Source organism: Roseovarius arcticus (assembly GCF_006125015.1).
Taxonomy (GTDB): domain Bacteria; phylum Pseudomonadota; class Alphaproteobacteria; order Rhodobacterales; family Rhodobacteraceae; genus Roseovarius; species Roseovarius arcticus.
In genome coordinates this window covers 3,592,905-3,616,583 of sequence record NZ_SZZN01000001.1, presented here as the reverse complement: position 1 = coordinate 3,616,583, position 23,679 = coordinate 3,592,905, and the positions used below count along the sequence as shown (strand labels likewise).

23 protein-coding genes and 1 pseudogene are annotated in these 23,679 nt (G+C 58.7%); 9 read left to right on the top strand and 15 right to left on the bottom strand.

Annotated features, from left to right (window positions below):
- Positions 1 to 10: 10 nt before the first annotated feature.
- The 5 genes from zapE (at position 11) to hemF (ending at position 4,315) form a co-directional block, all read left to right on the top strand.
- Positions 11 to 1,078, top strand: coding sequence for a cell division protein ZapE (gene zapE, locus MK6180000_RS17280; RefSeq protein ID WP_138935874.1), 1,068 nt, complete (start codon positions 11 to 13; stop codon positions 1,076 to 1,078).
- A 161-nt stretch (positions 1,079 to 1,239) separates the two neighbouring features.
- Positions 1,240 to 1,575, top strand: coding sequence for an ATP-dependent Clp protease adapter ClpS (gene clpS / locus MK6180000_RS17275; RefSeq protein ID WP_138935873.1), 336 nt, complete (start codon positions 1,240 to 1,242; stop codon positions 1,573 to 1,575).
- Between the two features lie 5 nt (positions 1,576 to 1,580).
- On the top strand, positions 1,581 to 2,576 hold the full coding sequence (locus MK6180000_RS17270; RefSeq protein WP_138935872.1) for a class I SAM-dependent methyltransferase: 996 nt from the start codon (positions 1,581 to 1,583) through the stop codon (positions 2,574 to 2,576).
- 27 nt (positions 2,577 to 2,603) lie between these two features.
- Entirely contained in the window at positions 2,604 to 3,404 is an 801-nt protein-coding gene (locus MK6180000_RS17265; protein WP_138935871.1) for an SDR family NAD(P)-dependent oxidoreductase, read from the top strand.
- 20 nt (positions 3,405 to 3,424) lie between these two features.
- Positions 3,425 to 4,315, top strand: coding sequence for an oxygen-dependent coproporphyrinogen oxidase (gene hemF, locus MK6180000_RS17260; protein ID WP_138935870.1), 891 nt, complete (start codon positions 3,425 to 3,427; stop codon positions 4,313 to 4,315).
- Here the strand turns inward: hemF and MK6180000_RS17255 are convergent.
- The 3 genes from MK6180000_RS17255 to leuD form a co-directional block, all read right to left on the bottom strand.
- Positions 4,312 to 5,274: an endonuclease/exonuclease/phosphatase family protein gene (locus MK6180000_RS17255; protein ID WP_246040622.1), complete on the bottom strand. Its 963-nt coding sequence runs from the start codon at positions 5,272 to 5,274 to the stop codon at positions 4,312 to 4,314. The two genes, hemF and MK6180000_RS17255, sit on opposite strands and share 4 nt — an antisense overlap.
- Positions 5,275 to 5,348: 74 nt before the next feature.
- On the bottom strand, positions 5,349 to 6,146 hold the full coding sequence (locus MK6180000_RS20760) for a hypothetical protein (RefSeq protein ID WP_246040562.1): 798 nt from the start codon (positions 6,144 to 6,146) through the stop codon (positions 5,349 to 5,351).
- A 355-nt stretch (positions 6,147 to 6,501) separates the two neighbouring features.
- Positions 6,502 to 7,107 carry a 3-isopropylmalate dehydratase small subunit gene (leuD, locus tag MK6180000_RS17245; RefSeq protein ID WP_138935868.1) on the bottom strand — a complete coding sequence of 202 codons (606 nt, stop codon included), beginning with the start codon at positions 7,105 to 7,107 and terminating at the stop codon, positions 6,502 to 6,504.
- An 87-nt stretch (positions 7,108 to 7,194) separates the two neighbouring features.
- Here leuD and MK6180000_RS17240 point away from each other — a divergent pair, with 87 nt between their 5' ends.
- The gene (locus tag MK6180000_RS17240; protein ID WP_138935867.1) at positions 7,195 to 7,407 is read left to right on the top strand and encodes a hypervirulence associated TUDOR domain-containing protein; all 213 of its coding nucleotides are present in this window, start codon (positions 7,195 to 7,197) and stop codon (positions 7,405 to 7,407) included.
- Positions 7,408 to 7,424: 17 nt separating this feature from the next.
- On the opposite strand, the gene leuC is transcribed toward MK6180000_RS17240, so the two are convergent.
- From leuC to MK6180000_RS17225, 3 genes are all read right to left on the bottom strand, one after another.
- Entirely contained in the window at positions 7,425 to 8,828 is a 1,404-nt protein-coding gene (leuC, locus tag MK6180000_RS17235; RefSeq protein ID WP_138935866.1) for a 3-isopropylmalate dehydratase large subunit, read from the bottom strand.
- A 261-nt stretch (positions 8,829 to 9,089) separates the two neighbouring features.
- Complete coding sequence (locus MK6180000_RS17230) at positions 9,090 to 9,791, bottom strand: response regulator (protein WP_138935865.1); 702 nt, start codon at positions 9,789 to 9,791, stop codon at positions 9,090 to 9,092.
- Entirely contained in the window at positions 9,788 to 10,285 is a 498-nt protein-coding gene (locus tag MK6180000_RS17225) for a MarR family winged helix-turn-helix transcriptional regulator (RefSeq protein ID WP_138935864.1), read from the bottom strand. The genes MK6180000_RS17230 and MK6180000_RS17225 overlap by 4 nt, the downstream gene beginning before the upstream one ends.
- Before the next feature lie 156 nt (positions 10,286 to 10,441).
- Here MK6180000_RS17225 and MK6180000_RS17220 point away from each other — a divergent pair, with 156 nt between their 5' ends.
- Entirely contained in the window at positions 10,442 to 11,308 is an 867-nt protein-coding gene (locus MK6180000_RS17220; RefSeq protein ID WP_138935863.1) for a branched-chain amino acid aminotransferase, read from the top strand.
- A gap of 61 nt (positions 11,309 to 11,369) precedes the next feature.
- Here MK6180000_RS17220 and MK6180000_RS17215 read toward each other — a convergent pair.
- The 9 genes and pseudogenes from MK6180000_RS17215 to MK6180000_RS17175 form a co-directional block, all read right to left on the bottom strand.
- Positions 11,370 to 12,248 (bottom strand): annotated as a pseudogene (locus MK6180000_RS17215) (ABC transporter permease); the annotation flags it as partial.
- Between the two features lie 12 nt (positions 12,249 to 12,260).
- Entirely contained in the window at positions 12,261 to 13,931 is a 1,671-nt protein-coding gene (locus tag MK6180000_RS17210) for an ABC transporter permease (RefSeq protein WP_138935861.1), read from the bottom strand.
- 4 nt (positions 13,932 to 13,935) lie between these two features.
- On the bottom strand, positions 13,936 to 14,223 hold the full coding sequence (locus MK6180000_RS17205) for a DUF1330 domain-containing protein (RefSeq protein WP_138936562.1): 288 nt from the start codon (positions 14,221 to 14,223) through the stop codon (positions 13,936 to 13,938).
- Positions 14,224 to 14,320: 97 nt separating this feature from the next.
- Positions 14,321 to 15,418 (bottom strand): extracellular solute-binding protein, encoded by a 1,098-nt coding sequence (locus MK6180000_RS17200; RefSeq protein ID WP_138935860.1) that lies wholly within the window; start codon positions 15,416 to 15,418, stop codon positions 14,321 to 14,323.
- A 107-nt stretch (positions 15,419 to 15,525) separates the two neighbouring features.
- On the bottom strand, positions 15,526 to 16,626 hold the full coding sequence (locus tag MK6180000_RS17195) for an ABC transporter ATP-binding protein (RefSeq protein ID WP_138935859.1): 1,101 nt from the start codon (positions 16,624 to 16,626) through the stop codon (positions 15,526 to 15,528).
- A gap of 208 nt (positions 16,627 to 16,834) precedes the next feature.
- Complete coding sequence (locus tag MK6180000_RS17190; RefSeq protein ID WP_138935858.1) at positions 16,835 to 18,181, bottom strand: TrkH family potassium uptake protein; 1,347 nt, start codon at positions 18,179 to 18,181, stop codon at positions 16,835 to 16,837.
- Positions 18,181 to 18,858 carry a potassium channel family protein gene (locus tag MK6180000_RS17185; RefSeq protein WP_138935857.1) on the bottom strand — a complete coding sequence of 226 codons (678 nt, stop codon included), beginning with the start codon at positions 18,856 to 18,858 and terminating at the stop codon, positions 18,181 to 18,183. Before MK6180000_RS17185 ends, MK6180000_RS17190 begins: the two co-directional genes overlap by 1 nt.
- A gap of 228 nt (positions 18,859 to 19,086) precedes the next feature.
- Positions 19,087 to 20,481 carry an aspartate aminotransferase family protein gene (locus MK6180000_RS17180; protein WP_138935856.1) on the bottom strand — a complete coding sequence of 465 codons (1,395 nt, stop codon included), beginning with the start codon at positions 20,479 to 20,481 and terminating at the stop codon, positions 19,087 to 19,089.
- 71 nt (positions 20,482 to 20,552) lie between these two features.
- Positions 20,553 to 21,257: a GntR family transcriptional regulator gene (locus MK6180000_RS17175; RefSeq protein WP_138935855.1), complete on the bottom strand. Its 705-nt coding sequence runs from the start codon at positions 21,255 to 21,257 to the stop codon at positions 20,553 to 20,555.
- Between the two features lie 147 nt (positions 21,258 to 21,404).
- On the opposite strand from MK6180000_RS17175, the gene MK6180000_RS17170 reads away from it, so the two are divergent.
- Positions 21,405 to 22,490 (top strand): polyamine ABC transporter substrate-binding protein, encoded by a 1,086-nt coding sequence (locus MK6180000_RS17170; protein WP_138935854.1) that lies wholly within the window; start codon positions 21,405 to 21,407, stop codon positions 22,488 to 22,490.
- 67 nt (positions 22,491 to 22,557) lie between these two features.
- Positions 22,558 to 23,679, top strand: coding sequence for an ABC transporter ATP-binding protein (locus MK6180000_RS17165; RefSeq protein WP_138935853.1), 1,122 nt, complete (start codon positions 22,558 to 22,560; stop codon positions 23,677 to 23,679).

Genomic DNA, 23,679 nt, shown 5'->3' with positions numbered 1-23,679 from the left:
CCCGCAGGCCATGAAAACCATGCCCGATATCTACGCCGATATGGTCGCCGCTGGCGAACTGACCGCCGACCCCGCGCAGGAGGCCATCCTGCCCGAATTCGAACGGATGCGCGCCGCTTTGGCCGAGGCATCGCCCAAAGGATGGTTTCGCAAGGCATCCGAGCCGCCCAAGGGCCTATATATGTGGGGCGGTGTGGGGCGCGGGAAATCCATGCTGATGGATATGTTCACCGCCTCATTGGACGTGCCAAACCGCCGCGTGCATTTTCATGCCTTTATGCAGGAAATCCACGCCGGTATCCACGCTGCCCGTCAGGACGGCGCGCAGGATGCGGTGGCACCCGTTGCCGCCAAGGTGGCCGAAGAGGTCCGACTGCTGGCCTTTGACGAAATGCAGATCAGCGACATCACCGATGCGATGATCGTCGGGCGCCTCTTTCAGGCGCTTTTCGATGCAGGCGTTGTGGTGGTGACCACATCGAACCGGATTCCCGACGACCTGTATAAAAATGGCCTAAACCGGCAAATTTTCCTGCCGTTCATTGACCTGCTCAAGGAGCGGATGGTGGTGCGTGAGCTGACCTCGCCTACCGACTACAGACAGGACAAGATCGCAGGCAGCCAGACGTATTTCACGCCGATCAACGCCGATGCGCGCGCTAAGATAGAGGAAGTGTGGCAAAGCCTGACACACGGCGCGGCGCAGCCCCATACCCTGACAGTGCAGAAACGCCAGCTTGAGATTCCTGCGTTCCACAATGGGGTTGCGAGGGCCAGCTTCTACCACCTGTGCGGCCGAATGTTGGGCGCTGCTGACTACCTGGCACTCGCGGATGCCGCGCGCGTACTCGTGCTAGAGGAGATACCTCTGCTGAGCCGACAGAACTTTAACGAGGCGAAACGCTTTGTTACGCTGATTGACGCGTTATACGAGGCGCGCGTGCGCCTGATCTGCTCGGCCGCCGCTGAGCCGGAATTTCTCTATGTTGAGGGCGAAGGTAGCTTTGAGTTCGAGCGCACAGCAAGCAGATTGCGAGAAATGCAGTCAGAAGGGTGGAGCGAGCGCGCCCAACCCTAAGCCAGGCGATCGTCAGGCCGCCCCATCGGGCAGCCCCCGCATCACTCTGCCGGCCCTATCCGGGCCTCGAAGCGCACCGCCGTCACCCCCCTTTCAAAACAAACTACAAAGGCTATATAGACGCCCTAACAATCGACTCGTGAAACGGACCCGCAAACCTCATGACATCGCAGTATTGGACAATGGCCGGACAGGACGATGATGATGACACATCCGTCGTCGTCGCGACGCGCCCCAAGACTAAGCGCCCGCCGCTATACAAGGTTTTACTGCTGAATGACGACTACACCCCGATGGAATTTGTAGTCGCTGTGCTAGAGCGATTCTTTAATCTGACCAGCGCGCAATCATTTGAGATTATGCTTACGGTCCACAAAAAAGGTGTTGCCGTCGTTGGTGTCTTCAGCGCCGAGATTGCCGAGACCAAGGTGTCGCAAGTGATGGATTTTGCGCGCCAACATCAACACCCCCTGCAATGCACGATGGAACGGGAATAGACCCTATGACAGGTATTCGGCTTTCTCTGGCGCTTGCGAGCGACGGTCTTTCCCTGCCCGGCGGCGCACGTATCGCTATCTTTGCGCCGACGGCAGACACGGACCTGACGGCGCTATCGCAGGATCTGTGCCACGTCATTACCGGCAACAAGCCGGACCGCGATTACTTTGCCGCGCTTGGCTATGCATGCAATACCGCGCCCGAGGGGCGATATGGCGCGTCTATCGTTTGCCTGCCACGCGCCAAAGGTCGCGCGCGCGGCTTGATCGCAGAGGCAGCGGACGTCACGGACGGGCCGGTCATCGTCGACGGGCTGAAAACCGACGGCATCGAATCGGCGCTCAAGGGTTGCCGCAAGCAAGCGGACGGCGTGTCCGGCCCCATCAGCAAGGCCCATGGCAAGCTGTTCTGGATGGACCCAGCGCCAGCATTGGATGATTGGCGCACAGGCGAGCCCTCCGAAATCGAAGAGGGATACGTTACCGCGCCCGGTGTCTTCTCTGCCGATGGGATCGACCCTGCGTCACGCGCGCTGGCGGATAATCTGCCCGAAAAACTGGGCGCGCATGTGATCGATCTGGGCGCCGGCTGGGGCTACCTTACGCACCGCGCGCTAGAGCGCGAGAGCATCAAGCAGATCGACGCAATTGAGGCGGATCATGCGGCGCTGGCCTGCGCACGGCTAAACGTGACCGACCCCCGCGCCCGCCTTCATTGGGAGGATGCCCTGCGCTGGCGTCCTGAGACCCTCGCCGATACCGTGCTGATGAATCCACCCTTTCATACCGCACGCAAGGCCGATCCGGCTCTGGGCCGGGCCTTTATTGCCGCAGCCGCCGAAATGCTGAAACCTGCGGGCCAGCTGTGGATGGTCGCCAATCGCCATCTACCGTACGAGCAAACGCTGGCGGGGCTGTTTGCCGACGTCTCCGAGGTGCCGGGCGGCGACGCACGCTTCAAGCTACTGCACGCCCGCCGCCCAATGCGCAAAAAGCGCTAAGACCCCCCTCACTAAGGACGCAACACAATGTCATTTTCGATCTCCGGCAAGACGGCCATCGTCACCGGCGGGGCCAACGGCATCGGCCTCGCCATCGGGCGGCATCTGGCTGACAAGGGCGCAAACGTCATGTTCGCCGACATGGACGAGGATGCGCTGGCCGATCAACTGGGCGAGGCTAGTGACGACGGCCCCATCCGCTACTTCGCAGGCGACCTGCGCGAAAAACTGACGCTGGCCAACCTGCTGTCAGCCACCATCGACGCCTTCGATTCGGTCGATATTCTGGTCAATGCCTCACGTCAGGTGGTCACGTCGGACCCGCTTAATCCAGACGACGACGCGGTAAGCATGCTGCTAGACCAGAACCTGATGACCGCCCTGCGCCTGAGCCAGCTGGTCGCGAAACGCATGATCAAGCAGGCCGAGGGGCAAGAAACGCCCCCCGGCGGAGCGATCATCAACCTGTCATCCATCGCGGCAGGCCGCGCCCATCCCGAATTGCTTGCCTACGGCATATCGTCGGCGGCCATCGACCAGATGACACGCTCGCTGGCAGTCACGTTGGCGCCGCACCGCATCCGGGTAAACGCCCTCGCATTTGGCTCAGTGATGAGCCGGTCGTTGCAGGAAACCCTCAAGGACCATGGCGACTATCGCAGCGATATCGAGCAAAATACACCGCTGGGCCGCATTGCCGCCTGTAGCGAGCTGGTAGATGCGGTTCAGTTTCTGGCCAGTGACGGCGCTAGCTTTATGACGGGACAGATCGTGACCCTCGACGGGGGCCGCTCTCTGGTTGATCCGGTGGCGTCGCCAGCTCACTGAACCTGCGGAAAGGGTCATCCATGACCGAGGATTTCACCAACGAAAAGCGCCGCGCCGCCGAATGGTTTCGCAGCCTGCGGGACGAAATCGTCGATACGTTCGAGGGGCTGGAGGAAAGTCACGACACCGGGCCGTTATCGGAGGCAGGCGTAGGCCGGTTTGAGGTGAATGAGACCCGCCGCGATGACGGCGATGGCGGCGATGCTGGCGGCGGCCTGATGAGCGTCATGCGCGGCGGCCGTGTATTCGAAAAGGTCGGTGTGAACGTGTCCGAAGTGCACGGCCAGCTTGGCGAGGCGGCGCAAAAAGCGATGGCCGCGCGCGGTGTGCCAGGCATGGACGGCGATCCCAGCTTTTGGGCGAGCGGCATCAGCCTGGTCGCGCACATGCAAAACCCGCACTGCCCGGCCGTGCACATGAACACGCGGATGTTCTGGACGCCACATGCGTGGTGGTTCGGCGGCGGGTCAGACCTGAACCCTTGCATTGAATACGAAGGCGACACTGCCCATTTTCACGCCCAGCAGCAGGCACATCTGGACCCGCACGGCACCGATCACTACCCCCGGCTCAAGGCTTGGGCGGATGAGTATTTCTATATCCCGCATCGCAAGAGGGCGCGCGGCGTCGGCGGGATTTTTATGGACGATCAGAACTCCGGCGATTGGGAGGCGGATTTTTCCCTGACCCAAGATATTGGCCGGGCGTTTCTGCCAGCGTTCATCCCTCTGATCGAGAAGCGCCGCGTGCAAGACTGGACCGACGCCGACAAGGATGCGCAACTTGTGCATCGCGGCCTCTACGCCGAATACAATCTAGTTTATGATCGGGGCACTAAATTCGGCCTCGCCACCGGGCACGATGCGAACGCAGTGCTGATGTCATTGCCGCCGATGGCAAAGTGGATTTAGTCCACCTCCAGATCGACCCAGACGATGCGGTGCCTGCTAGCGGTCGCCACCAGTTCGGCGTTTGCGCCGTCCATTGGCCAATGAACACCTGAATTCGTCACCGTCCAGTCAAGCGATGGCAAAACATGGCTGACCCGCATGTAGGACGGGCTAACACGCGGCCAGTGGACTGTCGCATCGGGCGGGTCGCCCATGCGCCGCTGCGGGATAAGGTCCTGCAAGCGGGGGTCCGACAGCAGGCCGCGAATACCGGCCTTTATCCCGTCGCCCCGGTTCGGATCCTGATTGGCATGGCCCAGTACAATGAATCTGCGGTCTGGCGCCGGGCCGAATGTGCCATTCAAATAGTGTCGCCAAAATAGCAACTGGTCGTGATTGCGCCGCCCATTTCGATCCTCTGGACCGTCAAAAACAGGCGGACTGGCGTGGAAGGCCAGCAGCGTAACCGGCCCGCTAGGATGGAGCACAGGCACAGCCCAATGCGCCACATCTGCTAGCCGTAACACGTCCTGCGCGGCGGCGGACGGGAAGGGGGCGCCGTCCACAGTCGGCAACATTGCGTCTGGCATATCGCGCCATAAGAGCCCGCTCAGGTCTTGAACAGCGCCAGTATCCACCGGCCAGCGCGACAGAATAGCCATGCCGCCCTGACCCGTAAACGCACCGTGGCCTTGGGCATCCTCAGGCTCAGCCAGCCGCCCGTCGCCGTCCATATCGAGGCCAGTCGCCATGCCGGTATTTGGTGTCAGGGCAAACATCGCCGGATAGTTCAGCCCTTTTTGGGCAATCAGATCACGCAGCGCGCCCAGCGCGCGCAACTCAAGGTCATAATCGACATTCTGAAGCAGGATAATATCAGGCGCCACGTCCGCAATCACCTGCGCCGCCGCGTCTGCCTGCGCGTCACCGCGTGCCAGATCGCGCAGCAGCAGACCCGGTCCATCCCGTGATAATTCGATGTTGAAGGTTGCGACGCGTAACGTGTCGGCCGATGCAGGCAGTGCCAGCCACAGCCAGCACAGGCTCAGCGCAATCAGACCGTTTGCAACGCATCCTCGGCCTGCGCATATACGCGCCGCCGCTTGGCCGTAATCAGTTCGGCCACGCGGTGCATCGCGATACCGCGCATCACCAATGTCGCAGGAAGGAAGGCCCATGCCGAAATCACCCAGATTGACCGCTGCGGATGCAACAGCGAGGCGGGCTCGACTATGCCGTCAAGCAGCGCCACCGCGACTGGAAGCAAGAATGGCAGGACAAACCCTAAGGAAATGTTAATGCCAGCCTCGCGATGAAGTTTTTGAACCACATCACCGCCGCGCGTGGGGTCGAACATCGGCAGATTCATCCAGACATTAAAGGCGCCGCGACGCACTGGCCAACCCAGTAGTCGCACTAAAAGCGCGAAAATCACGATCATGACCAGAGATATCGTGTAGCTATATCCAGCAGCAATCGCGATGAAATCGGCCAGCTCCATTGAGGTATGCACAGGCACAAGCAGAAGCACTTGCCGCACTGGGGAATAGGGGAAGTCCAGCGAAGCGCCGAGCGCGCGGCCCAGATCCATCAGCAAAAGGGTCAGTGAGCCAGGATTACCTGCGCCGCGCGCGATTGACGACAGGATCAACACGGTCAACGCCAAGCCGAAGAACTTGATCCGGTTAAATGGCGCGGCAAATCGAAATTCAATGATGGTGGGTGATTGGGCAGAGTATTCGGCGAAAACCAGCATCCCGGCAACGAAGGCGATGAGCAGAATGATCTGGCTCGCTTCTTGGGTGCCCTGCGCCACCATCAGTGACGGAAGCGCGATAAGAACTGCAATCATTATAGCGCGTATAGCTGCGCCGGCGACATGTGATATCACTTCCCAATCCCTCTTCAACTTGGCCTGCCGCGATACGATGCCGCGACTTTGTTCCAACTTGATCCCGCACTTTATGGCGGTACGCCTCAGCTCTCTCGCAATCGTGCCTTGTTTCGAACCGATGCTCAAGAATTTGGTAAGCCTTTAGACTCATGTGGCGCGATGGCGCGGCCGACTGATGCGCTATTGCATCAATATAATGGGGCGATGCGGCAGGGAATGTGCGTACCACTAGATATGGTTGACGCGCGCAATCTGGGCACAAGTCCGCAACATTCGGCCCTGTTTCAGTGGGCCGAATGTTGCTTGGCAGGGTTTATACCCAAGGGCGCTCTGCGCTGGCGCTCGCCTCAAACGTGTCGATGGACGCGGCCTTTTCCATGGTCAGCCCAATATCGTCGAGACCCTCAAGCAGGCAATGTTTCTTGAACGCGTCCACCTCAAACGGGATCGCTTCTCCATCCGACGTCGTGACAGTCTGCGCTTCCAGATCCACCTCAATCCGGGCGTTTGCGCCCTTTTGCGCCTCTGTCATTAGCAGATCGACCTGCTCTTGCGGCAGGGCGATGGGCAGAATGCCGTTCTTGAAACAGTTGTTGTAAAAGATGTCGGCAAAGCTGGGCGCGATGACACAGCGAATACCGAAATCGTTGATTGCCCAAGGCGCATGTTCTCGCGACGATCCGCAGCCAAAGTTGTCACCCGCGACGAGGATTTCCGCCTCGCGGTAGGCCGGTTTGTTCAATACGAAATCGGGAAGTTCCTGACCGTCGTCGCCATAGCGCATCTCGTCAAAGAGGTTCACGCCGAGGCCGGTCCGCTTGATCGTTTTGAGGAATTGCTTGGGGATGATCATGTCGGTGTCGATGTTGATCATCGGCATGGGCGCGGCGATACCGCTAATCTTGGTAAATTTTTCCATCGTAGTATCCTTTGTCGGGTGCCGCGCGCCCGGAACCAAGCCTGCGCAGCGCGCGTTCATCATGCGAACGCTAAGGGAGAGAGCATCATGTCATACAATGAGGGCACGACAGTCGAATGGGACTGGGGCAATGGCACTGGAACCGGCGAGGTGACCAAGGTCTATACGCAAAAAATTACGCTGACGATCAAGGGCACTGAGGTGACGCGCGATGCGTCCGAGGACAGCCCCGCCTACCGCATTGAGCAGCAAGACGGGGATGAGGTGCTGAAATCGCACATCGAGCTGCGCAAATCCTAGGGGCGCACCGCAAGCCATCACATCATCTCGCGCACATCGGTCAGACGGCCCGTGATCGCTGCGGCCGCTGCCATGGCGGGCGACATCAGATGCGTGCGGCCACCCCGGCCCTGACGACCCTCAAAGTTGCGGTTACTGGTCGCGGCGCAACGCTCGCCCGGTGATAGCTGATCGGGGTTCATCGCGAGGCACATCGAGCAGCCAGCGAGGCGCCATTCAAAGCCGGCCTCGATAAAGATATCGGCGAGCCCCTCCTCCTCGGCCTGAGCCCGGACGAGACCAGAGCCGGGGACGATCATAGCGCGCAGACCTTCCTTAACCTTCTTGCCTTTCAGGATCGCGGCAGCTGCACGTAGATCTTCAATCCGGCCATTGGTGCAGGACCCGATGAACACAGTGTCGATCTCTACCTCACTCAAGGGTGTTCCTGCGGTCAGGCCCATATAGTCGAGCGAACGCTGCGCGGCTGCAACCTTGCCGCCGGTGAAATCGGTTGAGGCAGGAACGCGCGCCGTGATTGGCAGAACATCCTCTGGGCTGGTGCCCCATGTGACGACGGGCGCAATATCCTCGCCCTTGAGCGTGATAACCTTGTCCCAATGTGCGTCGTCATCAGAGTAGAGCGTCATCCACCATGTCAGTGCGGCATCCCACTGCTCTCCCTTTGGTGCGTGGGGGCGACCCTTGCAATATTCATAGGTCTTTTCATCCGGCGCAATCAGGCCTGCGCGTGCGCCGCCCTCGATGGCCATATTGCAGACAGTCATGCGGCCTTCCATCGACAGATCGCGAATAGCCTCGCCGCAATATTCGATGACATATCCAGTACCGCCGGCGGTCCCGGTTTTCGCGATGACGCTCAGCGTGATGTCCTTGGCGGTGACGCCCTTGGACAGCTTGCCAGTGATCTCGACCTTCATATTCTTGCCCTTGCGCTGGATCAGCGTCTGGGTCGCCAGAACATGCTCTACCTCGGACGTGCCGATGCCATGCGCCAGCGCGCCGAATGCACCGTGCGTGGCGGTATGGCTGTCGCCGCACACCACGGTCATGCCGGGCAGCGTCCACCCCTGCTCGGGGCCGACGATGTGCACGATACCTTGGCGAACGTCCGAAACGGGATAATAATGGATGCCGAAGTCTGCGGCGTTCTTGTCCAGCGCCTCGACTTGGATCTTGCTTTCGGGGTTCTCAATTCCCTTGGCACGGTCCAGCGTGGTGGGCACGTTATGGTCGGGCACGGCAATCGTCTTGTCGGGCGCGCGCACAGTGCGGCCCGTCATTCGCAAGCCCTCGAAGGCCTGCGGGCTGGTCACTTCATGCACCAGATGCCGGTCGATGTAGAGAAGGCAGGTGCCGTCATCGGCCTCATGCACCATGTGGGCATCCCAGATTTTGTCATAGAGCGTCTTGGGGGACATAGGTCCTCTCCCGTATTGTCAGAATGAATTTGTATCGGGCAGGCAAGCGCCTGTTATAGGTGCGCAAGCACGGACAGCGACGCACCAAAGAAGCGCCAAGGCAGGCGCGATCGGTCATCAATGTCGATAATCTTTTTCATGGGGATGGAATACTACCTGCGCCTGCATCCCGCAAGGGCGACGATATGAGTGAGACGCTGGGTTCGCACAAAGAGATTTTATGCCTTCGGCGAGGATATTTTTAGCAAAAAGAAAAGGGCATCAGTCCGGAGCCAGCATGTAGCCCTCGCCGCGCACTGTTTGCAGGTAACGGGGCTGCTTGGGGTCTGCTTCGATCTTGCGACGCAGGCGGGTGATTTGAACGTCAACAGCGCGTTCCTGCGCCTGGCCCTGATCGCGGCCCAAGTCGATGACCAATTTTGCGCGGCTAACCGCCTGCCGCAGGTTCTGCGAGAAAATGCGCATCAGTTGCGTCTCGGTCGCGGTCAGCCGGATGGGCGTGCCATCCTGCGTAAGCTCCGCCCGCTCCATATCGTAGCGTACTGGGCCAAGCGCGAGGACCTTGGGCGCGGCGCCCTCTGGCTCAGGCTCGGGCATGCGGCGCAGAATGGCATTTATACGCAGCAGCAATTCCTTTGGCTCGAAGGGCTTGGGAAGGTAATCATCTGCGCCGGCCTCGAACCCCGCGATGCGGTCATCCGTCTCGCCGCGTGCGGTCAACAGTAAAATGGGAGTCGTGAGCGTCTCGCGCAGAGCGCGGGTGAGCGCAACGCCGTCCTCGCCTGGCATCATCACGTCCATCACGATCAGATCGAATTCAAGCCCCGCCAGAACGCGGCGGGCATGAGCCGCATCACGCGCGACAGACACGAGGAAGCCGTGCCGCGCCAGAAATTTACGCAGGAGGCCGCGGATGCGTTCGTCGTCGTCGACGATCAGCAGGTGGGGGGCTGGATCGCTCATGATTGTGCCTCTCGCAATGTCTGGTAACGGCGGCGCATGTCGGGATCCATCATCGCCTCAAGCACCTGCCTGAAGCCTGTCACCGCCCCTGGCCCTGCCGCACGGTAGGCCGCGCGCATCCGGGCGCGCTGCGCATCGCTTAATTCGCGCTCCAACGCGGCGCCCTCCTGCGTCAGATGCAGGTTGCGCTCGCGCTTATCCGATTTGCCGACGCGGCTGGCAACGAGGCCATCCTCAACCAGCGTGCGCAGGACACGGTTCAGCGATTGTTTTGTCACGCCAAGGATGTTTAGCAGGTTCGTCACCGTTGTGCCCGGCTTGCGCGCAATAAAATGGATCGCGCGGTGATGGGCGCGTCCGTAGGCCATGGTGCTAAGTATGCGATCAGGATCAGCGGTGAAGCCTTGATAGGCAAAGAACATCGCCTCAATCCCCTGCTGCAACTGTTCATCCGTCAGGAAAAGCAGTGCCTCCCCGCCTTGCACCTCAGCCATATGTCCCCCCTTTTGCTGCCTTTGATCAACTTACGTCAGCTTTATTGACTTTCCAAGTTTCAACTGGTAGCGAATCGCAGTTTCTACGCAATTTAACGTCCGTTTCGGACGTATAATGCGCAACAAATGCAAAAGCTGCACCTTGGAGGGCACGATATGGCTGGCTACGACGACCGCGACGGCAAGATATGGATGGATGGCACGATGGTCGATTGGCGCGATGCCAACGTCCACATTTTGACCCACGCGATGCATTATGCCAGCTCAGTCTTTGAGGGGGAGCGCGCGTATAATGGCAAGATATTCAAGAGCCGCGAGCATTCTGAGCGCCTGCATTTTTCTGCCGGAGAGCTGGATTTCGAAGTGCCATACACGGTCGACCAGATCGAGGCGGCCAAGATGCAAGTGCTGGCTGAGGCGGGTCTGACAGACGCTTATGTGCGCTGCATCGCGTGGCGCGGCGCGGGGCCGGACATGGGTGTCGCCAGCTCGCACAATCCCGTGCATCTGGCCATCGCGGCGTGGGAGTGGGGTGCCTATTACGGCGACGCCAAGACCAAGGGCGCCAAATTGGACATCTCGAAGTGGAAGCGGCCCAGCCCCGAGACGATCCCGGTTCACGCCAAGGCGGCAGGCCTTTACATGATCTGCACCACGTCAAAGCATGCGGCCGAGGCCAAAGGCTGTTCGGACGCGCTGTTTATGGACTATCGCGGCTACGTGGCCGAGGCGACGGGAGCCAACATCTTCTTCGTTAAGGATGGCGAGGTGCACACGCCGCTTGCAGATTGCTTTCTAAACGGACTGACGCGGCAGACCGTCATTGGGATCCTGAAAGAGCGCGGGATCGCGGTACACGAGCGTCATATCATGCCTGACGAGATGGAAGGGTTTGAGCAGTGCTGGTTGACCGGGACCGCCGCAGAGGTGACGCCAGTGGGAATGATCGGGGATTACACATTCGAAGTTGGCGCGCTGACGCAGGAGATCGGCGCTGCATATGAGGCGCTGGTGCGCAGCTAAACACCGAAACGATGTACGAATGAAAAGAGGCGCCTCCAGCGGATGGCGCCCCTTTTTCGTATCAGCCGGGTGACATGCCCCTGAGCCTCTCGGACCTCCGCCTGAGCAGCTCGACCGTTGTGAGCAGCAGGATCGAAATGCCAACCAGGATCGTCGCAACCGCAAGGATCGTCGGCGAGATTTGCTCGCGTAGGCCAGTGAACATCTGCCACGGCAGCGTCTTTTGGCTGGCCGAGCCGACGAACAGCACCACGACCACTTCGTCAAAGGACGTGATGAAAGCAAAGAGGCCACCGGAGATGACGCCCGGCAGGATCAGCGGCATCTGCACCTTAAAGAACGTAGTCACCGGGTTTGCGCCCATATTCGCGGCCGCGCGGGTTAGTGAGCGGTCAAAGCCGACAAGTGTTGCAGTCACCGTGATGATCACGAACGGGATACCCAGCACCGCGTGGGCGAGGACAACCTTGATGTAGCCGACGAGGTTCTTGTCGAGGCCAATGGAGTTTTCCATGAAATTGCCGATCTTCGAGTAGAAGAAGAACATGCCTGTCGCCGAGATGATCAGCGGCACGATCATCGGCGAGATCAGGATCGCCATAATCGCGCGCCGGAACGGCACATGCGATTGCGACAGACCGATTGCCGCCAGCGTGCCAAGGCTAACCGAGATAACCGTGGCAATAGGCGCGATGATCAGCGAGTTCTTAAAACTCCGCTGCCATTCGTTGTTGCTGAAAAAATCGCGGTAGTGCTTCAGCGAGTAACCCTCAGGATCAAAGCTGAGCATTTTGGGCGTGAAGGTAAAGAAGTTCTCGGCGTTGAACGACAGTGGAATGACCACAAGGATCGGCGTGATCAAGAAGATGAAGATCAGCGCACAGATGATGCGGAAGGTGTAGTACCAGACGCGCTGGCCGAACGTGGCGTAGATTGGAAGGCTCATGTCGCGTTACCCCAGTTTCACGTTATCGATGCCGACGATCTTGTCGTAGCACCAGTAGAGTGCCAGCACGACGGCAAGCAGGATGGTACCCAGCGCGGCGGCAAGGCCCCAGTTCAGACTGGACGAGATGTGATAGGCAATCCGGTTAGAGATAAAGACACCCTTGGTGCCGCCGACGATCTCGGGCGTGATATAGTAGCCAATCGAGAGGATAAAGACGAGGATCGAGCCCGCACCGATGCCCGGAATGGATTGCGGGAAGTAAACGCGCCAGAACGCTGTCCAGTTCGTCGCGCCCAGCGATTTTGCGGCACGAAGATAGGTCGGGTTGATCGTCTGCATTACCGAATACATCGGCAGGATCATGAAGGGCAGCAGGATGTGCGTCATCGCTGTTATCGTGCCGAACTGGTTATTGATCAGCACAAGGCGGTCATTATCAGCAACGAGGCCAATCCAGACCAGCACGTCGTTTATGACGCCTTGCTGTTGCAGCATTACCTTCCACGCCGAGGTACGCACCAGAAGCGACGTCCAGAAGGGCAGCAGAACGAAAATCATCAGCACGTTCGCCTTGCGCGATGGCAAGTTAGCCAGCAGCCACGCGACAGGATAACCCAACAGGATACACGCGCCCATAATAGTCATCGACATGATAAGGGTGCGGATGAACAATTGGATCAATACCCGTTTATTTTCGGGCTGAACTGCGGCGCCATCGGGCGTTTTCATCATGTCTACGGCATTCAGGAAATAACCGCTGGTATAGGGGCCGCTATGCGTCTGAATGATGCGCCACGTCTCAATACTCGCCCAGTCGCGGTCGATATCCTCAAAGATGGCGGTATAGTCAGGCGCTTTCAGACCGGCGTTTGCGAGCGCAGTCAGCGCATCCTTTTGCGGTCCGTCATAGCTTGCCAGATCATCCAAGAAACCGGGGCGCGTTACGTCCTGCACCAGCGCGAGATATAGCGAATCCATCGGCTTGGCGTCGGCCACGGTCTTGTTCTTGATTAGCCCAGTTATTACAGCCGATGAGGTGTAGACGCGCGCGCTGAGCGGGAGCAGGTTCGATACAGTCGCGGACGGGGCGAAATTCATCTCGCCAGTGGGTAATTCATCTGACAGCCAACGAATGCGCTTTTCCTGTTTGGCTAGCAGGTCTTTGTCGACAGACTTGCCTTCAGCGGCATTGAACAAAGCAAAGTAAGTTTCGCGATCGCCCCATCGTGGATCAATCGCCTCTAGCGTTTTTTGGGCATCTTTGCCCGGATCGTCCAGCTTGCGGCCCGCCTGCCGAAACAGCGACGACATACCACTGGCCTCGTAGTTCAAGCGCGAGCCGAGGCGGGTGTGACGCTTCATCTCGGTTGCGAGATACAGATCGAAATACATGTCGCGAAAGACGGCCTCAGGCGGCAGCGCGTCATCGGTGCCATCCCATTTGGACAACTCCTCGACAGTGTATGGCAGCGTATTTTCGACGATCTGGTTCTCGACCGAGCGGAACAGCATATCGCCGATGGGAAAGATAAAGGAGATGAGGACGAACAGCAGCAATGGCGCGATCAGGGCCAGCGCACGCAGCTTTTGCACACGCAGGGCGCGCGACAAACTGCGCTTTAGCGGGGTTCCATCTGCGGCCAGGACAGGCCCGTTGGTGGCGGTATCGCTCATGTCTTCAAGTCCCTTCGACCAGAATGATCGTACTGTCCGCGGTCCGTCTGCGAATGTCTGCGACGGCTTGGTATTCGGGGTCGTCATAGGCGCCGCGCGCGGCCGCATAGCTGGGGAATTCAATCACGACGTGCCGCTCTTCTGCCGCGCCCTCAAGCGTTTCGGATTGGCCTGCACGAACGATAAAGCGTCCGCCATGCCGCTCAAGGATCGGTGTATCGCGCTGGACGTATTCAGCATACGCGCCTGCGTCTTTCACCGTGATGTGGCCTATCAGAAAGCCCTTGGGCATACGCATTTCGTCCCCGGTTGGTAGCGTGCGGCCCGTACATTGCGGGCCGCACTTATTGGTAGGCGCGAGGCGGGCACTCCCGCCTCAAACCAATATCTTATTGAGCCAACCACGCCTGGAATTTGGCGTCGATGTCATCGCGGTAATCTGCCCAGAACTCGTAGTTATAGAGGAACGTGTTCTTGGCGTTCTCGGGGTCTGTCGGCATGTGCGGCGCCATGTCGATGCCCAGCGTCGCGTGCTTGCCGACCAGCGGGGCCGACGACTTGCGTGCGGGGCCGTAGCTGATGTAGGCGGCTTGATCGGCCAGACGCTGAGTGTCTGTCGCGAACTTCAGATACTCCAACGCAGCTGCCTGACGCTCTTCGCTAAGGCCGGCGGGAATGATCCAGCCATCAATGTCGAACACCTGAGCGTCCCACAGCATGCCAACGGGCTGGTCCTGCTCTTCGATCAGGCTGAACAGACGGCCATTATAGGTGGAGCCCATGACGACTTCGCCATCGGCGAGCAGCTGGGGCGTATCAGCACCGGCATTCCACCAAACGACGCTGTCCTTGATGGTGTCCAGCTTGTCTAGCGCTTGCTGCTGACCTTCTTCGGTGGCCAGCACGTCATAGACTTCGGCCTTTTCCACGCCGTCGCAGAGCAGTGCCCATTCCATGTTGTTGATCGGGCGCTTTTCCAGCGAACGCTTGCCGGGGTATTTCTCTAGGTCAAACACGTCACAGACGGTGCTGGGGGGCGTGTCGCCGACTAGATCGGTGCGATAACCAAAGGTCGTCGAATAAACGATGCTGGGAACGTAGCAGTCCGAGACCAGCAGATCGCCGAAATCATCCGCCGCCTTTGAGCCGTCGTCGCCGTCGGCCAGCATGGTGTCAGGATCGATTTCAATTGCCAGACCTTCGTCGCAAAGACGAATGGCGTCAGAGGCGACCACATCGACCACATCCCACGTGATGTTATCGGCCTCGTTCATCGCGCGCAGCTTGGCCACGGCCTCGTTCGAGCTGTCATCGTTGATGATCGTGATGCCGGTTTTTTCGGTATAGGGCAGGTGATACGCGTTTTTCTGCGATTCCGAGTAGGCGCCGCCCCAGCTGACGATGGTCAGTTCTTTGACTTCAGCGGATGCCAAGCCAGCCACGGCCGTCAATGCCGTTGAGGCCAGAAGTGTTTTAGTTAGTTTCATGTTATTCTCCCTAGTTAGACCCGTTTTTTTCGTTTGAGGGGGCGGCACGGGCCTGTCCACCTTTCCCTCTATTCATCGGGCCGTGTGCGGCCGCGATATTCCTAACGTCATGCGTCCAGTGCGCGGCAATCCTGCGGAAGCCAGCCGATTTCCAGCTGCTGGCCCGGTTGCAGGCGCTTCTGGTCTGGGGCATTGCGCGTCTTGATGATGAAATCGTCGGTACCGGCCACGCGTAGCCGGGTGCGGAAAATGTCGCCCATATAGACGAATTCCAGCACTTCCGCCTTCAGCGTATGCACGCCCTCTTGCAGACGCTTTTTGTCAAACTCGACACGCTCTGGACGGATCGAAACCTGCGTCCGGTCGCCTACCTTGGACACGTTTATTGGCTTGCAGTCGATCAGACCGCCACCGTCCAGCTGGACCAGAGCAAGATCGCCTTTGATCTCTTTGACGACGCCTTGCAGCGTGTTGTTCTCACCAATGAACTGCGCGACAAAGCTGTTCTCGGGCTGCTCGTAAAGCACGTCAGGCGCGGCAATTTGCTGAATTCGGCCATCGTCGAACACGGCAACGCGGTCTGACATGGTCAGCGCCTCGGTTTGGTCATGTGTCACATAGACTGTGGTGATGCCCAAATTGTGGGCCAAATCGGTGATCTCGAACTGCATCTTTTCGCGCAGCTGCTTGTCCAACGCTCCCAGCGGCTCATCCATCAGGACCAGCTCAGGCTCGAACACCAGTGCGCGGGCCAGCGCGACGCGCTGCTGCTGGCCACCGGAGAGCTGCGATGGACGGCGACCGCCGAAACTGCCCATCTCGACCATATCGAGCGCGCGCATCACCTTGGCCTCGCGGTCTGATTTGCCGATCTTGCGCACCTCAAGAGGGAACGACAGGTTTTCGGCGATCGTCATATGCGGAAAAAGGGCGTAGTTCTGAAATACCATGCCGATGCCGCGCTTGTGCGGGGGGATGTTATTGATCGACGTGCCGCCAAGGCGGATATCGCCGTGCGTCGCCGTCTCAAACCCAGCTAGCATCATCAGGCACGTCGTCTTGCCCGAGCCGGAGGGGCCAAGCATCGTCAGAAATTCACCTTTGGGAACGGACAGGTTCAGGTCTTTGACGACCAGAGTTTCGCCATCATAGCTTTTTTGTACGCGATCAAACTCGACGAACGCGTCGCTGGTCTTAGACTCGGACAAATGAGTCTCCCTGTTGTGTTATCGTTTGTTCGCGATCATGCGCCGCGTTGAACGGGGACTAAACCGACAAACGGATATCAATGCAACAACCTTGCTAATTTTTTTCGCTCAATACTCGATTACCTCATATTCTCACTGCTTTTTAAGGCTCTAGTGCACATAAAGTATGCAAGCTGTCCGACTTGGCCAATAGTGGGCACAACTTGCGTCAGCCTAGATAAATCTGGCCTTTGGGGTAACGCACGCGCGGTACACTGCGCGTCGCGAGGAAGAATCCCAGGCTCAGCGGGCCGACACGGCCCAAGAACATGATGAGCATGACAGTGATTCGGCCTATCGTATCCAGCTCGCCCGTGGTGCCGCGCGAAAGACCGACTGTGCCAAAGGCCGATGTGATCTCAAACGCGAGGTCCAAAAAATCGCCGTCATGCGAGATTGATGTGACGAAGATTCCTGTCATCACCAGCAGCATCGATACTGTCGTCAGCGCGAGCACCTTCAGCACCTCCTCAGAGCCAAGGCTGCGGCCAAAGATATGCATCTGCGTCTGCCGCTTGAAAAACGCAATCGTCGCGACCACCAACACGATTGCCGTTGTCACTTTTATCCCGCCTGCGGTCGACGTGCTGCCGCCGCCAATCAGCATCAGCGCCATCGTCATCAATGTTGTGCTGTCATGCATCGCGCTTGTATCGACCGAGTTGAAACCGGCCGTACGCGTCGTTACCGCCTGAAACCAGCTAGCCCAGACACGTGACGCGGTGTCAGGCAGACCGCCCAACGTGCCGGGATTTGTCCATTCAAGGGCCGCGAACATCGGCCATGAAAACCCGATCAGGGCCAACGTGCCGACAATCATCAGCTTGCTATGCAGCGTCAGCATGCGCCAAGTCTGCACGCGGTAAATATCCGCCAACACAATGAATCCTAGCCCACCTATGATGAAAAGCGCTGGAAGTACCGTATTGATCACCGGATCATCCACCCAGCTCATAAGGCTGTCTGGATAGAGCGCGAATCCAGCATTGTTAAACGCCGACACAGAATGAAACAGCGCATGGCCAATCCCCTTGGCCCAGCCAAATTCCGGCACAAACACAAAGCTGAGGATCGCAGCGCCGATCAACTCGCAGGATAGGGACACGGCAATGATCACCCGCGCGATATCAGTCAGGTTGTGCAGGGTCTTTTGGTTGACCTCCTCGCGCAGCACGGCGCGGTAGGGCAAACCGATAGGGATGCCCAATACCGTCAGCAACATAACAGCAAAGACCATCAGGCCTAGGCCCCCCAACTGGATCAACAGCGCGATCACCGCCTGCCCGAAAGGAGTAAAGGCGCTGCCGGTATCTGCTACGATCAGTCCTGTCACAGTCACCGCCGACGTCGAAGTAAACAGCGCATCCCAAAGCGTGACGTCGCCTGCGTTAGATACCGGCAGCCACAACACGCCACCGCCCAGCAAGATAAACGTTAGATAAATTAGTCCCAGCGTCGCAGGCGGCGGCAATCGCCAACCGCCCGTAGAGAGCGAGCGCGCCTGCTTATGTGGCATCAAAGACTGGCCGCAAAGTTGCGCAGATTAGACCGTTGGCCCAAAAGCAGCAGCAGATCATCCTTTTGCAAAGTGCAATCGCTGCCATCGCACCCCAGCCATTCGGTGCCGCGCATGGCCCCGACACAGCGCAGATCGTATTTTGAATCGTATGGGATATCGGTCAGTTTCCGCCCTTCCAGCGATTGGGGAATACGGAAGTTCACCACGATGAAGCCGTTGCCGAGGCTGACATAATCACGCACCAGAGGATTATGCAGGACCTGAGCGATATGCTGGCCAACCTCCACTTCGGGATGAATAATGCGGTCAACCTTGAGTTTGCTCAGGATGCGGTGATGCGTCTTGCTCATCGCTTTGGCCCAGACCGTTTTAACCCCGATGGTCTTGAGGTTGATCGAGGCAAGGATACTGGATTCCAGATCATCACCAATAGCAACAACCGCGACGCCGCATTCGCCCACGCCCGCCTCGCGCAGGGCAGCCTCATCGCGGGCATCGACGATCAGCGCCTGGCTAAGGGTTTCGACCTGCGCGTTCACCGCACGTTCGTCATGGTCCATCCCGATGACGTGATTGCCAAAGCGGATCAGCTCGCTTGCCACCGTACTGCCGAAATTGCCGAGGCCGATGACCGCGAAAGTCGTATGTTTGTCAGTCTGCTTGCGTCTATTCATCTGCTATCCGCTCGAAAGGCTGCGCGCACTGCCGGTGCAAGGTCGAATATGCAGGTGACAATACGAAATAGCAAAGCCCGCTTTGTGCAGGAAATGGGTCGCATGAGGGCGGCGGTATTGCAGAAGGGATGACTCGCCGAGCTGGTCACGAATGCCTCAACGCCCACGCAGAACGAAAACGGGCGCAGCCAATGGCCGCGCCCGCACCGGATACCGTTGAACGCCGTTTTAGGCCGCCTTCATCTTGCCTTCGTCTTTCAGCTGCTTGTGCGCCAGATCCAGCGCCTTCCATGCACGCTCGACCAGCGTGTCCATCTCGCCGTCCGTGATAACCAACGGGGGCGAGATAATCATGCGGTCGCCAACATGGCGCATCACCAGACCGTTTTTGAAGCAATGTTCACGGGTGATAAGACCCACATCGCCCTCGGTGCCGGCAAAGGCGGCGCGGCTGGACGCATCAGGCGTCAGCACGATGGACCCCATCATACCGATGGTCGTCGCCTCACCCACCAGTGGGTGATCGGCCAATGTGCCCCACTTCTTTGCCAGATATGCAGCGGAGTGGTCAGCAACGCGGTCGACGATGCCCTCTTCCTGTAGGATGCGCAGATTTTCGAGCGCGACGGCGCAAGTCATGGGGTGGCCCGAATACGTGTAACCATGCGCGAATTCGCAATTGTTGATGACATCGGCCACCTCGTCGCACACGATCGAGCCGCCGATAGGCGCATAGCCACTGCTAAGACCCTTGGCGATCGTCATGATATGCGGACGGATGCCCAACGTCTCTGAGCCAAACCAGCTGCCGGTACGGCCAAATCCGCAGATCACTTCATCGGCGATCAGCAAGATGTCGTGCGCATCGCAAATACGCTGAATTTCTGGCCAGTATGTGCTGGGCGGGATAACAACGCCGCCCGCACCCTGAATAGGCTCGGCGATAAAGGCGGCGACGCGGTTCTCGCCCAGTTCTTCGATCTTCTTCTCAAGTTGGCGCGCGCGCTCCAGCCCGAACTCTTCGGGGGACATATCGCCGCCCTCTTGCCACCAATGCGGCTGGTCGATGTGGCAGATATCAGGGATCGGCAGACCGCCCTGTTCGTGCATAAATGTCATGCCACCAAGGCTACCGCTGCCCATTGACGATCCATGATATGCATTCTTGCGGCTGATGATGACGGTCTTTTCCGGCTTGCCCTTTTGCGCCCAATAGGTGCGGACCATACGAATGTTGGTGTCATTCGCCTCGGATCCAGATCCGGCAAAGAATACGTGGTTAAGATCGCGCGGCGCCAGCTCGGCCAGTTTGGACGACAGCGCGATGGCAGGCACGTGGGTCGTCTGGAAAAAAGTGTTGTAGTACGGCAGCTCGCGCATCTGGCGCGCTGCGGCCTCGGCCATTTCGGGGCGGCCATAGCCAATGTTGACGCACCACAGGCCCGCCATGGCATCGAGATAATCATTACCATCCGTGTCGGTCAGGGTCACGCCATTGGCGCGGGCAATGACGCGCACGCCTTTTTTCGCCAGCTCGGAATTATCTGTGAAAGGGTGCATGTGGTGAGCGGCGTCCAGCGCCTGAAGGTCGGCTGTAGGCGGATGGTTGGCGATCATGTTCATGGGCTGGCCTTTCGTAGGTTTGGGTGCGGTGGGGCGGCGCTTGGCGCTATGCCGGATAGAATATGATCAAATTATGCTTTGTCAATCGAATCGCTGGCTTGGGCCGCTTCATCAAGGGAGGCGCGAAGTTGGTCCATGCCTTGGCGCACATCTGCTGCGATGGCTGCAGCGGCTGCGTCTGGATCGTTCGCTCGCATCGCGGTCAACAGTTCCTTGTGATTGTCCGGCAGATTCTGCGTGCCCAAACGCCCGCACAGGACCCGCATCGATGGGCCGAACCGCAGCCAGAGACCCGCCGCAAGATCGGCCAGAATCGGCGACGCAGCCAAGCGATAAAGGTAGAGGTGGAACTGATGGTTCAGGTGCAGATACGCGCGCAGATCGCCCTTCATAATTGCGCCGTCGAGCGCACCATCCAGATGCGTGAGCGCTGCGATATCTGCATCCGTTGCACGTGCTATGGCTTGCCGCGCCAGATGCGGGTCAAGCCATTCGCGCGCAACAATGATTTCGCTGATGTCGTCTGCATCCAACTGCGGCACACTGACCCGGCGATTGCCCTGAAACTCCAGGGCACCTTGTGAAATCAACCTTCGGATCGCCTCGCGCACCGGAGTCATACCGGCGCTGAGTTGTGCGGTTAGGCCCTGGATCGTGACAGCCTGTCCCGGCGTCAAATCGCCATACAAGATCATATCGCGCAGCCGCAGATAAACTTGCGCATGTGCGGGCATCGCCGTGTCGATTGTGCTGAATTTTTGGGCAAGTTGCGGCATAGCACGCGGCACTCCGGGGGTTTAGGGTGTCCAATATTGCGAGTTTACCCGCCCCATGGAAACATTACCATATTGCTAGGTGAGGAAAAACTTGATCAAATTCGCGATAGCGGTGACACTGATCACCGAGTCCAACGGGAGAAGATAATGAGAAATACCATTCTGACCACCACAGCCGCCTTTGCGCTGATGGCGACCACCGCCACCGCCGAAGAGGTGCGCGTCTACAACTGGTCCGATTATATTGATGAATCGCTGCTGGAAAAATTTGAGACAGAAACCGGCATCGACCTGACCTATGACGTCTTTGACAGTAACGAAGTTCTAGAGACAAAGATGCTGGCCGGCGGATCGGGCTATGACGTCGTCGTCCCATCGGGCACTTTCCTGCAACGCCAGATCACCGCAGGCGCCTTTCAAAAACTGGACATGGACAAGCTGCCCAACGCAGCTAACATGTGGGACCTGATCAAAGAGCGCACCGAGCAGTATGACCCAGAAAACGCGTATTCAATTAACTACATGTGGGGCACGACCGGCATTGGCGTGAACCTGGGCAAGGTCAAAGAGGCGCTGGGCGAGGATGCGCCTGTCGGATCGCTCGACCTGATCTTTAAGCCTGAGAATATGGAAAAGCTGGCCGCGTGCGGCGTGCATATGCTGGACGCCCCTGCCGAGATGATCCCGATGGCATTGAAGTTTATTGGCGAGGATCCCGACAGCCACGACCCCGAAGTCATCGAAAAGGTCGAGCCCGTCCTGATGGCAATTCGCCCCTATATCGCCAAATTCCACTCTAGCGAGTATATCAACGCGCTGGCAAATGGTGATATCTGCGTCGCAATCGGCTGGTCCGGTGACATCCTGCAAGCGCGCGACCGCGCCGCTGAGGCCGACAACGGCGTCGAGATCGCGTATCACGCCGCCAAGGAAGGTGCGCAGATGTGGTTTGACCAAATGGCGATCCCAGTGGACGCGCCGAACCCCGACGGTGCGCACAAGTTCCTGAACTTCATCATGGACGCCCAGAACGCCGCCACCGCATCGAACTATGTTTATTATGCCAACGGCAACAAGGCGAGCCAAGAGTTTTTGGTCGAGGACGTGATCGGCGATCCGGCGATCTATCCAGATGAGGAAACGTTGGAGAACCTGTTCACCACCACGCCCTTTGAGCCAAAGGTTCAGCGTGTTGTCACGCGCCTCTGGACCAAGATTAAGTCCGGTACCTAAAACCAGACCACAGCCCGCGCAACATGGTTTGCGCGGGCTTTTTTGACACCCCCGACCGGGAGCTATGATGAGCCAGACCGTTTTCGAGCCGTGGAACGACCCAGCGGCCAAACCGCTGATCCAGTTCAAGAATGTCACCAAGCGTTTTGGCGAATTTACCGCCATCGACAACCAGACCTTCGATATCTACGAGCGCGAGTTTTTTGCGCTACTCGGGCCATCGGGCTGCGGCAAAACTACGCTGATGCGGATGTTGGCCGGGTTCGAAAAGGTAACCGAGGGCAGCATCATTCTGGACGGTGTTGATCTGGCCCCGATCCCCCCGAACAAGCGGGCGGTAAACATGATGTTTCAGTCCTACGCGCTGTTCCCGCACCTCTCGGTCTATGACAACATCGCCTTTGGCCTCAAACGCGACAAGATGCCCAAGGACCAGATCGCTGAGCGCGTGGAGCAGATGCTGAAACTGGTCCGGTTGGAAAAATTCGCTCAGCGTAAACCCCACCAGATATCAGGCGGCCAACGCCAGCGTGTCGCCCTTGCCCGCAGCCTCGCCAAGGCGCCCAAGCTGCTGCTTCTGGACGAACCGCTTGGCGCACTGGACGCCAAGCTGCGGCAGGACACACAGTTCGAGCTGGTGGATATTCAAGAAAAGACGGGCACAACTTTCGTTATCGTGACCCACGACCAAGAAGAGGCGATGACCGTCGCGACCCGCGTCGCCGTGATGGACGATGGCAAAATCATGCAGGCGGATACACCCGCCAACATCTATGAAGTGCCAAGTTCGGTTTATGTCGCCGATTTCATCGGTGACGTAACCATCATTGAGGGCCGCGCGACCAAGAGGGGCAACGGCTACGACATCGCGTTTGCGGAGGGACAGCCTGTCCTGCACGCCGAGTCGGAAAAGCAGTTTCAGAATGGGCAGGCCGTCCATCTGGCGATCCGCCCAGAAAAGGTGACGATCACGGCGGACAAACCCGACGCGGCCAACGCGCTAAAGGGTACGATCCTCGATATCGCCTATCTGGGCAATTTGTCGACCTACCACGTCAAGCTTGAGACCGGCCAGATGGTCAAGGCGCAGACGGCCAATACCCGCCGCCTGTCACGCCGCAGTTTCAGCTGGGAGGATACCGTCTGGCTGAGCTGGACCGATTCTGCCGGCGTTCTGCTGGAGGGATAG

Bases quoted from the DNA above. Each gene is read 5' to 3' on its own strand.
- MK6180000_RS17230 (WP_138935865.1), bottom strand. From the start codon at position 9,791: ATGAGCGATCCAGCCCCCCACCTGCTGATCGTCGACGACGACGAACGC.
- zapE (WP_138935874.1), top strand. From the start codon at position 11: ATGAAAACCATGCCCGATATCTACGCCGATATGGTCGCCGCTGGCGAA.
- clpS (WP_138935873.1), top strand. From the start codon at position 1,240: ATGACATCGCAGTATTGGACAATGGCCGGACAGGACGATGATGATGAC.
- MK6180000_RS17265 (WP_138935871.1), top strand. From the start codon at position 2,604: ATGTCATTTTCGATCTCCGGCAAGACGGCCATCGTCACCGGCGGGGCC.
- MK6180000_RS17205 (WP_138936562.1), bottom strand. From the start codon at position 14,223: ATGCCCAAGGGCTTTCTGATAGGCCACATCACGGTGAAAGACGCAGGC.
- MK6180000_RS17210 (WP_138935861.1), bottom strand. From the start codon at position 13,931: ATGAGCGATACCGCCACCAACGGGCCTGTCCTGGCCGCAGATGGAACC.
- MK6180000_RS17225 (WP_138935864.1), bottom strand. From the start codon at position 10,285: ATGGCTGAGGTGCAAGGCGGGGAGGCACTGCTTTTCCTGACGGATGAA.
- MK6180000_RS17190 (WP_138935858.1), bottom strand. From the start codon at position 18,181: ATGCCACATAAGCAGGCGCGCTCGCTCTCTACGGGCGGTTGGCGATTG.
- hemF (WP_138935870.1), top strand. From the start codon at position 3,425: ATGACCGAGGATTTCACCAACGAAAAGCGCCGCGCCGCCGAATGGTTT.
- MK6180000_RS17200 (WP_138935860.1), bottom strand. From the start codon at position 15,418: ATGAAACTAACTAAAACACTTCTGGCCTCAACGGCATTGACGGCCGTG.
- MK6180000_RS17220 (WP_138935863.1), top strand. From the start codon at position 10,442: ATGGCTGGCTACGACGACCGCGACGGCAAGATATGGATGGATGGCACG.
- MK6180000_RS17170 (WP_138935854.1), top strand. From the start codon at position 21,405: ATGAGAAATACCATTCTGACCACCACAGCCGCCTTTGCGCTGATGGCG.
- MK6180000_RS17185 (WP_138935857.1), bottom strand. From the start codon at position 18,858: ATGAATAGACGCAAGCAGACTGACAAACATACGACTTTCGCGGTCATC.
- MK6180000_RS17180 (WP_138935856.1), bottom strand. From the start codon at position 20,481: ATGAACATGATCGCCAACCATCCGCCTACAGCCGACCTTCAGGCGCTG.
- leuC (WP_138935866.1), bottom strand. From the start codon at position 8,828: ATGTCCCCCAAGACGCTCTATGACAAAATCTGGGATGCCCACATGGTG.
- leuD (WP_138935868.1), bottom strand. From the start codon at position 7,107: ATGGAAAAATTTACCAAGATTAGCGGTATCGCCGCGCCCATGCCGATG.
- MK6180000_RS17165 (WP_138935853.1), top strand. From the start codon at position 22,558: ATGAGCCAGACCGTTTTCGAGCCGTGGAACGACCCAGCGGCCAAACCG.
- MK6180000_RS17270 (WP_138935872.1), top strand. From the start codon at position 1,581: ATGACAGGTATTCGGCTTTCTCTGGCGCTTGCGAGCGACGGTCTTTCC.
- MK6180000_RS17175 (WP_138935855.1), bottom strand. From the start codon at position 21,257: ATGCCGCAACTTGCCCAAAAATTCAGCACAATCGACACGGCGATGCCC.
- MK6180000_RS20760 (WP_246040562.1), bottom strand. From the start codon at position 6,146: ATGATTGCAGTTCTTATCGCGCTTCCGTCACTGATGGTGGCGCAGGGC.
- MK6180000_RS17240 (WP_138935867.1), top strand. From the start codon at position 7,195: ATGTCATACAATGAGGGCACGACAGTCGAATGGGACTGGGGCAATGGC.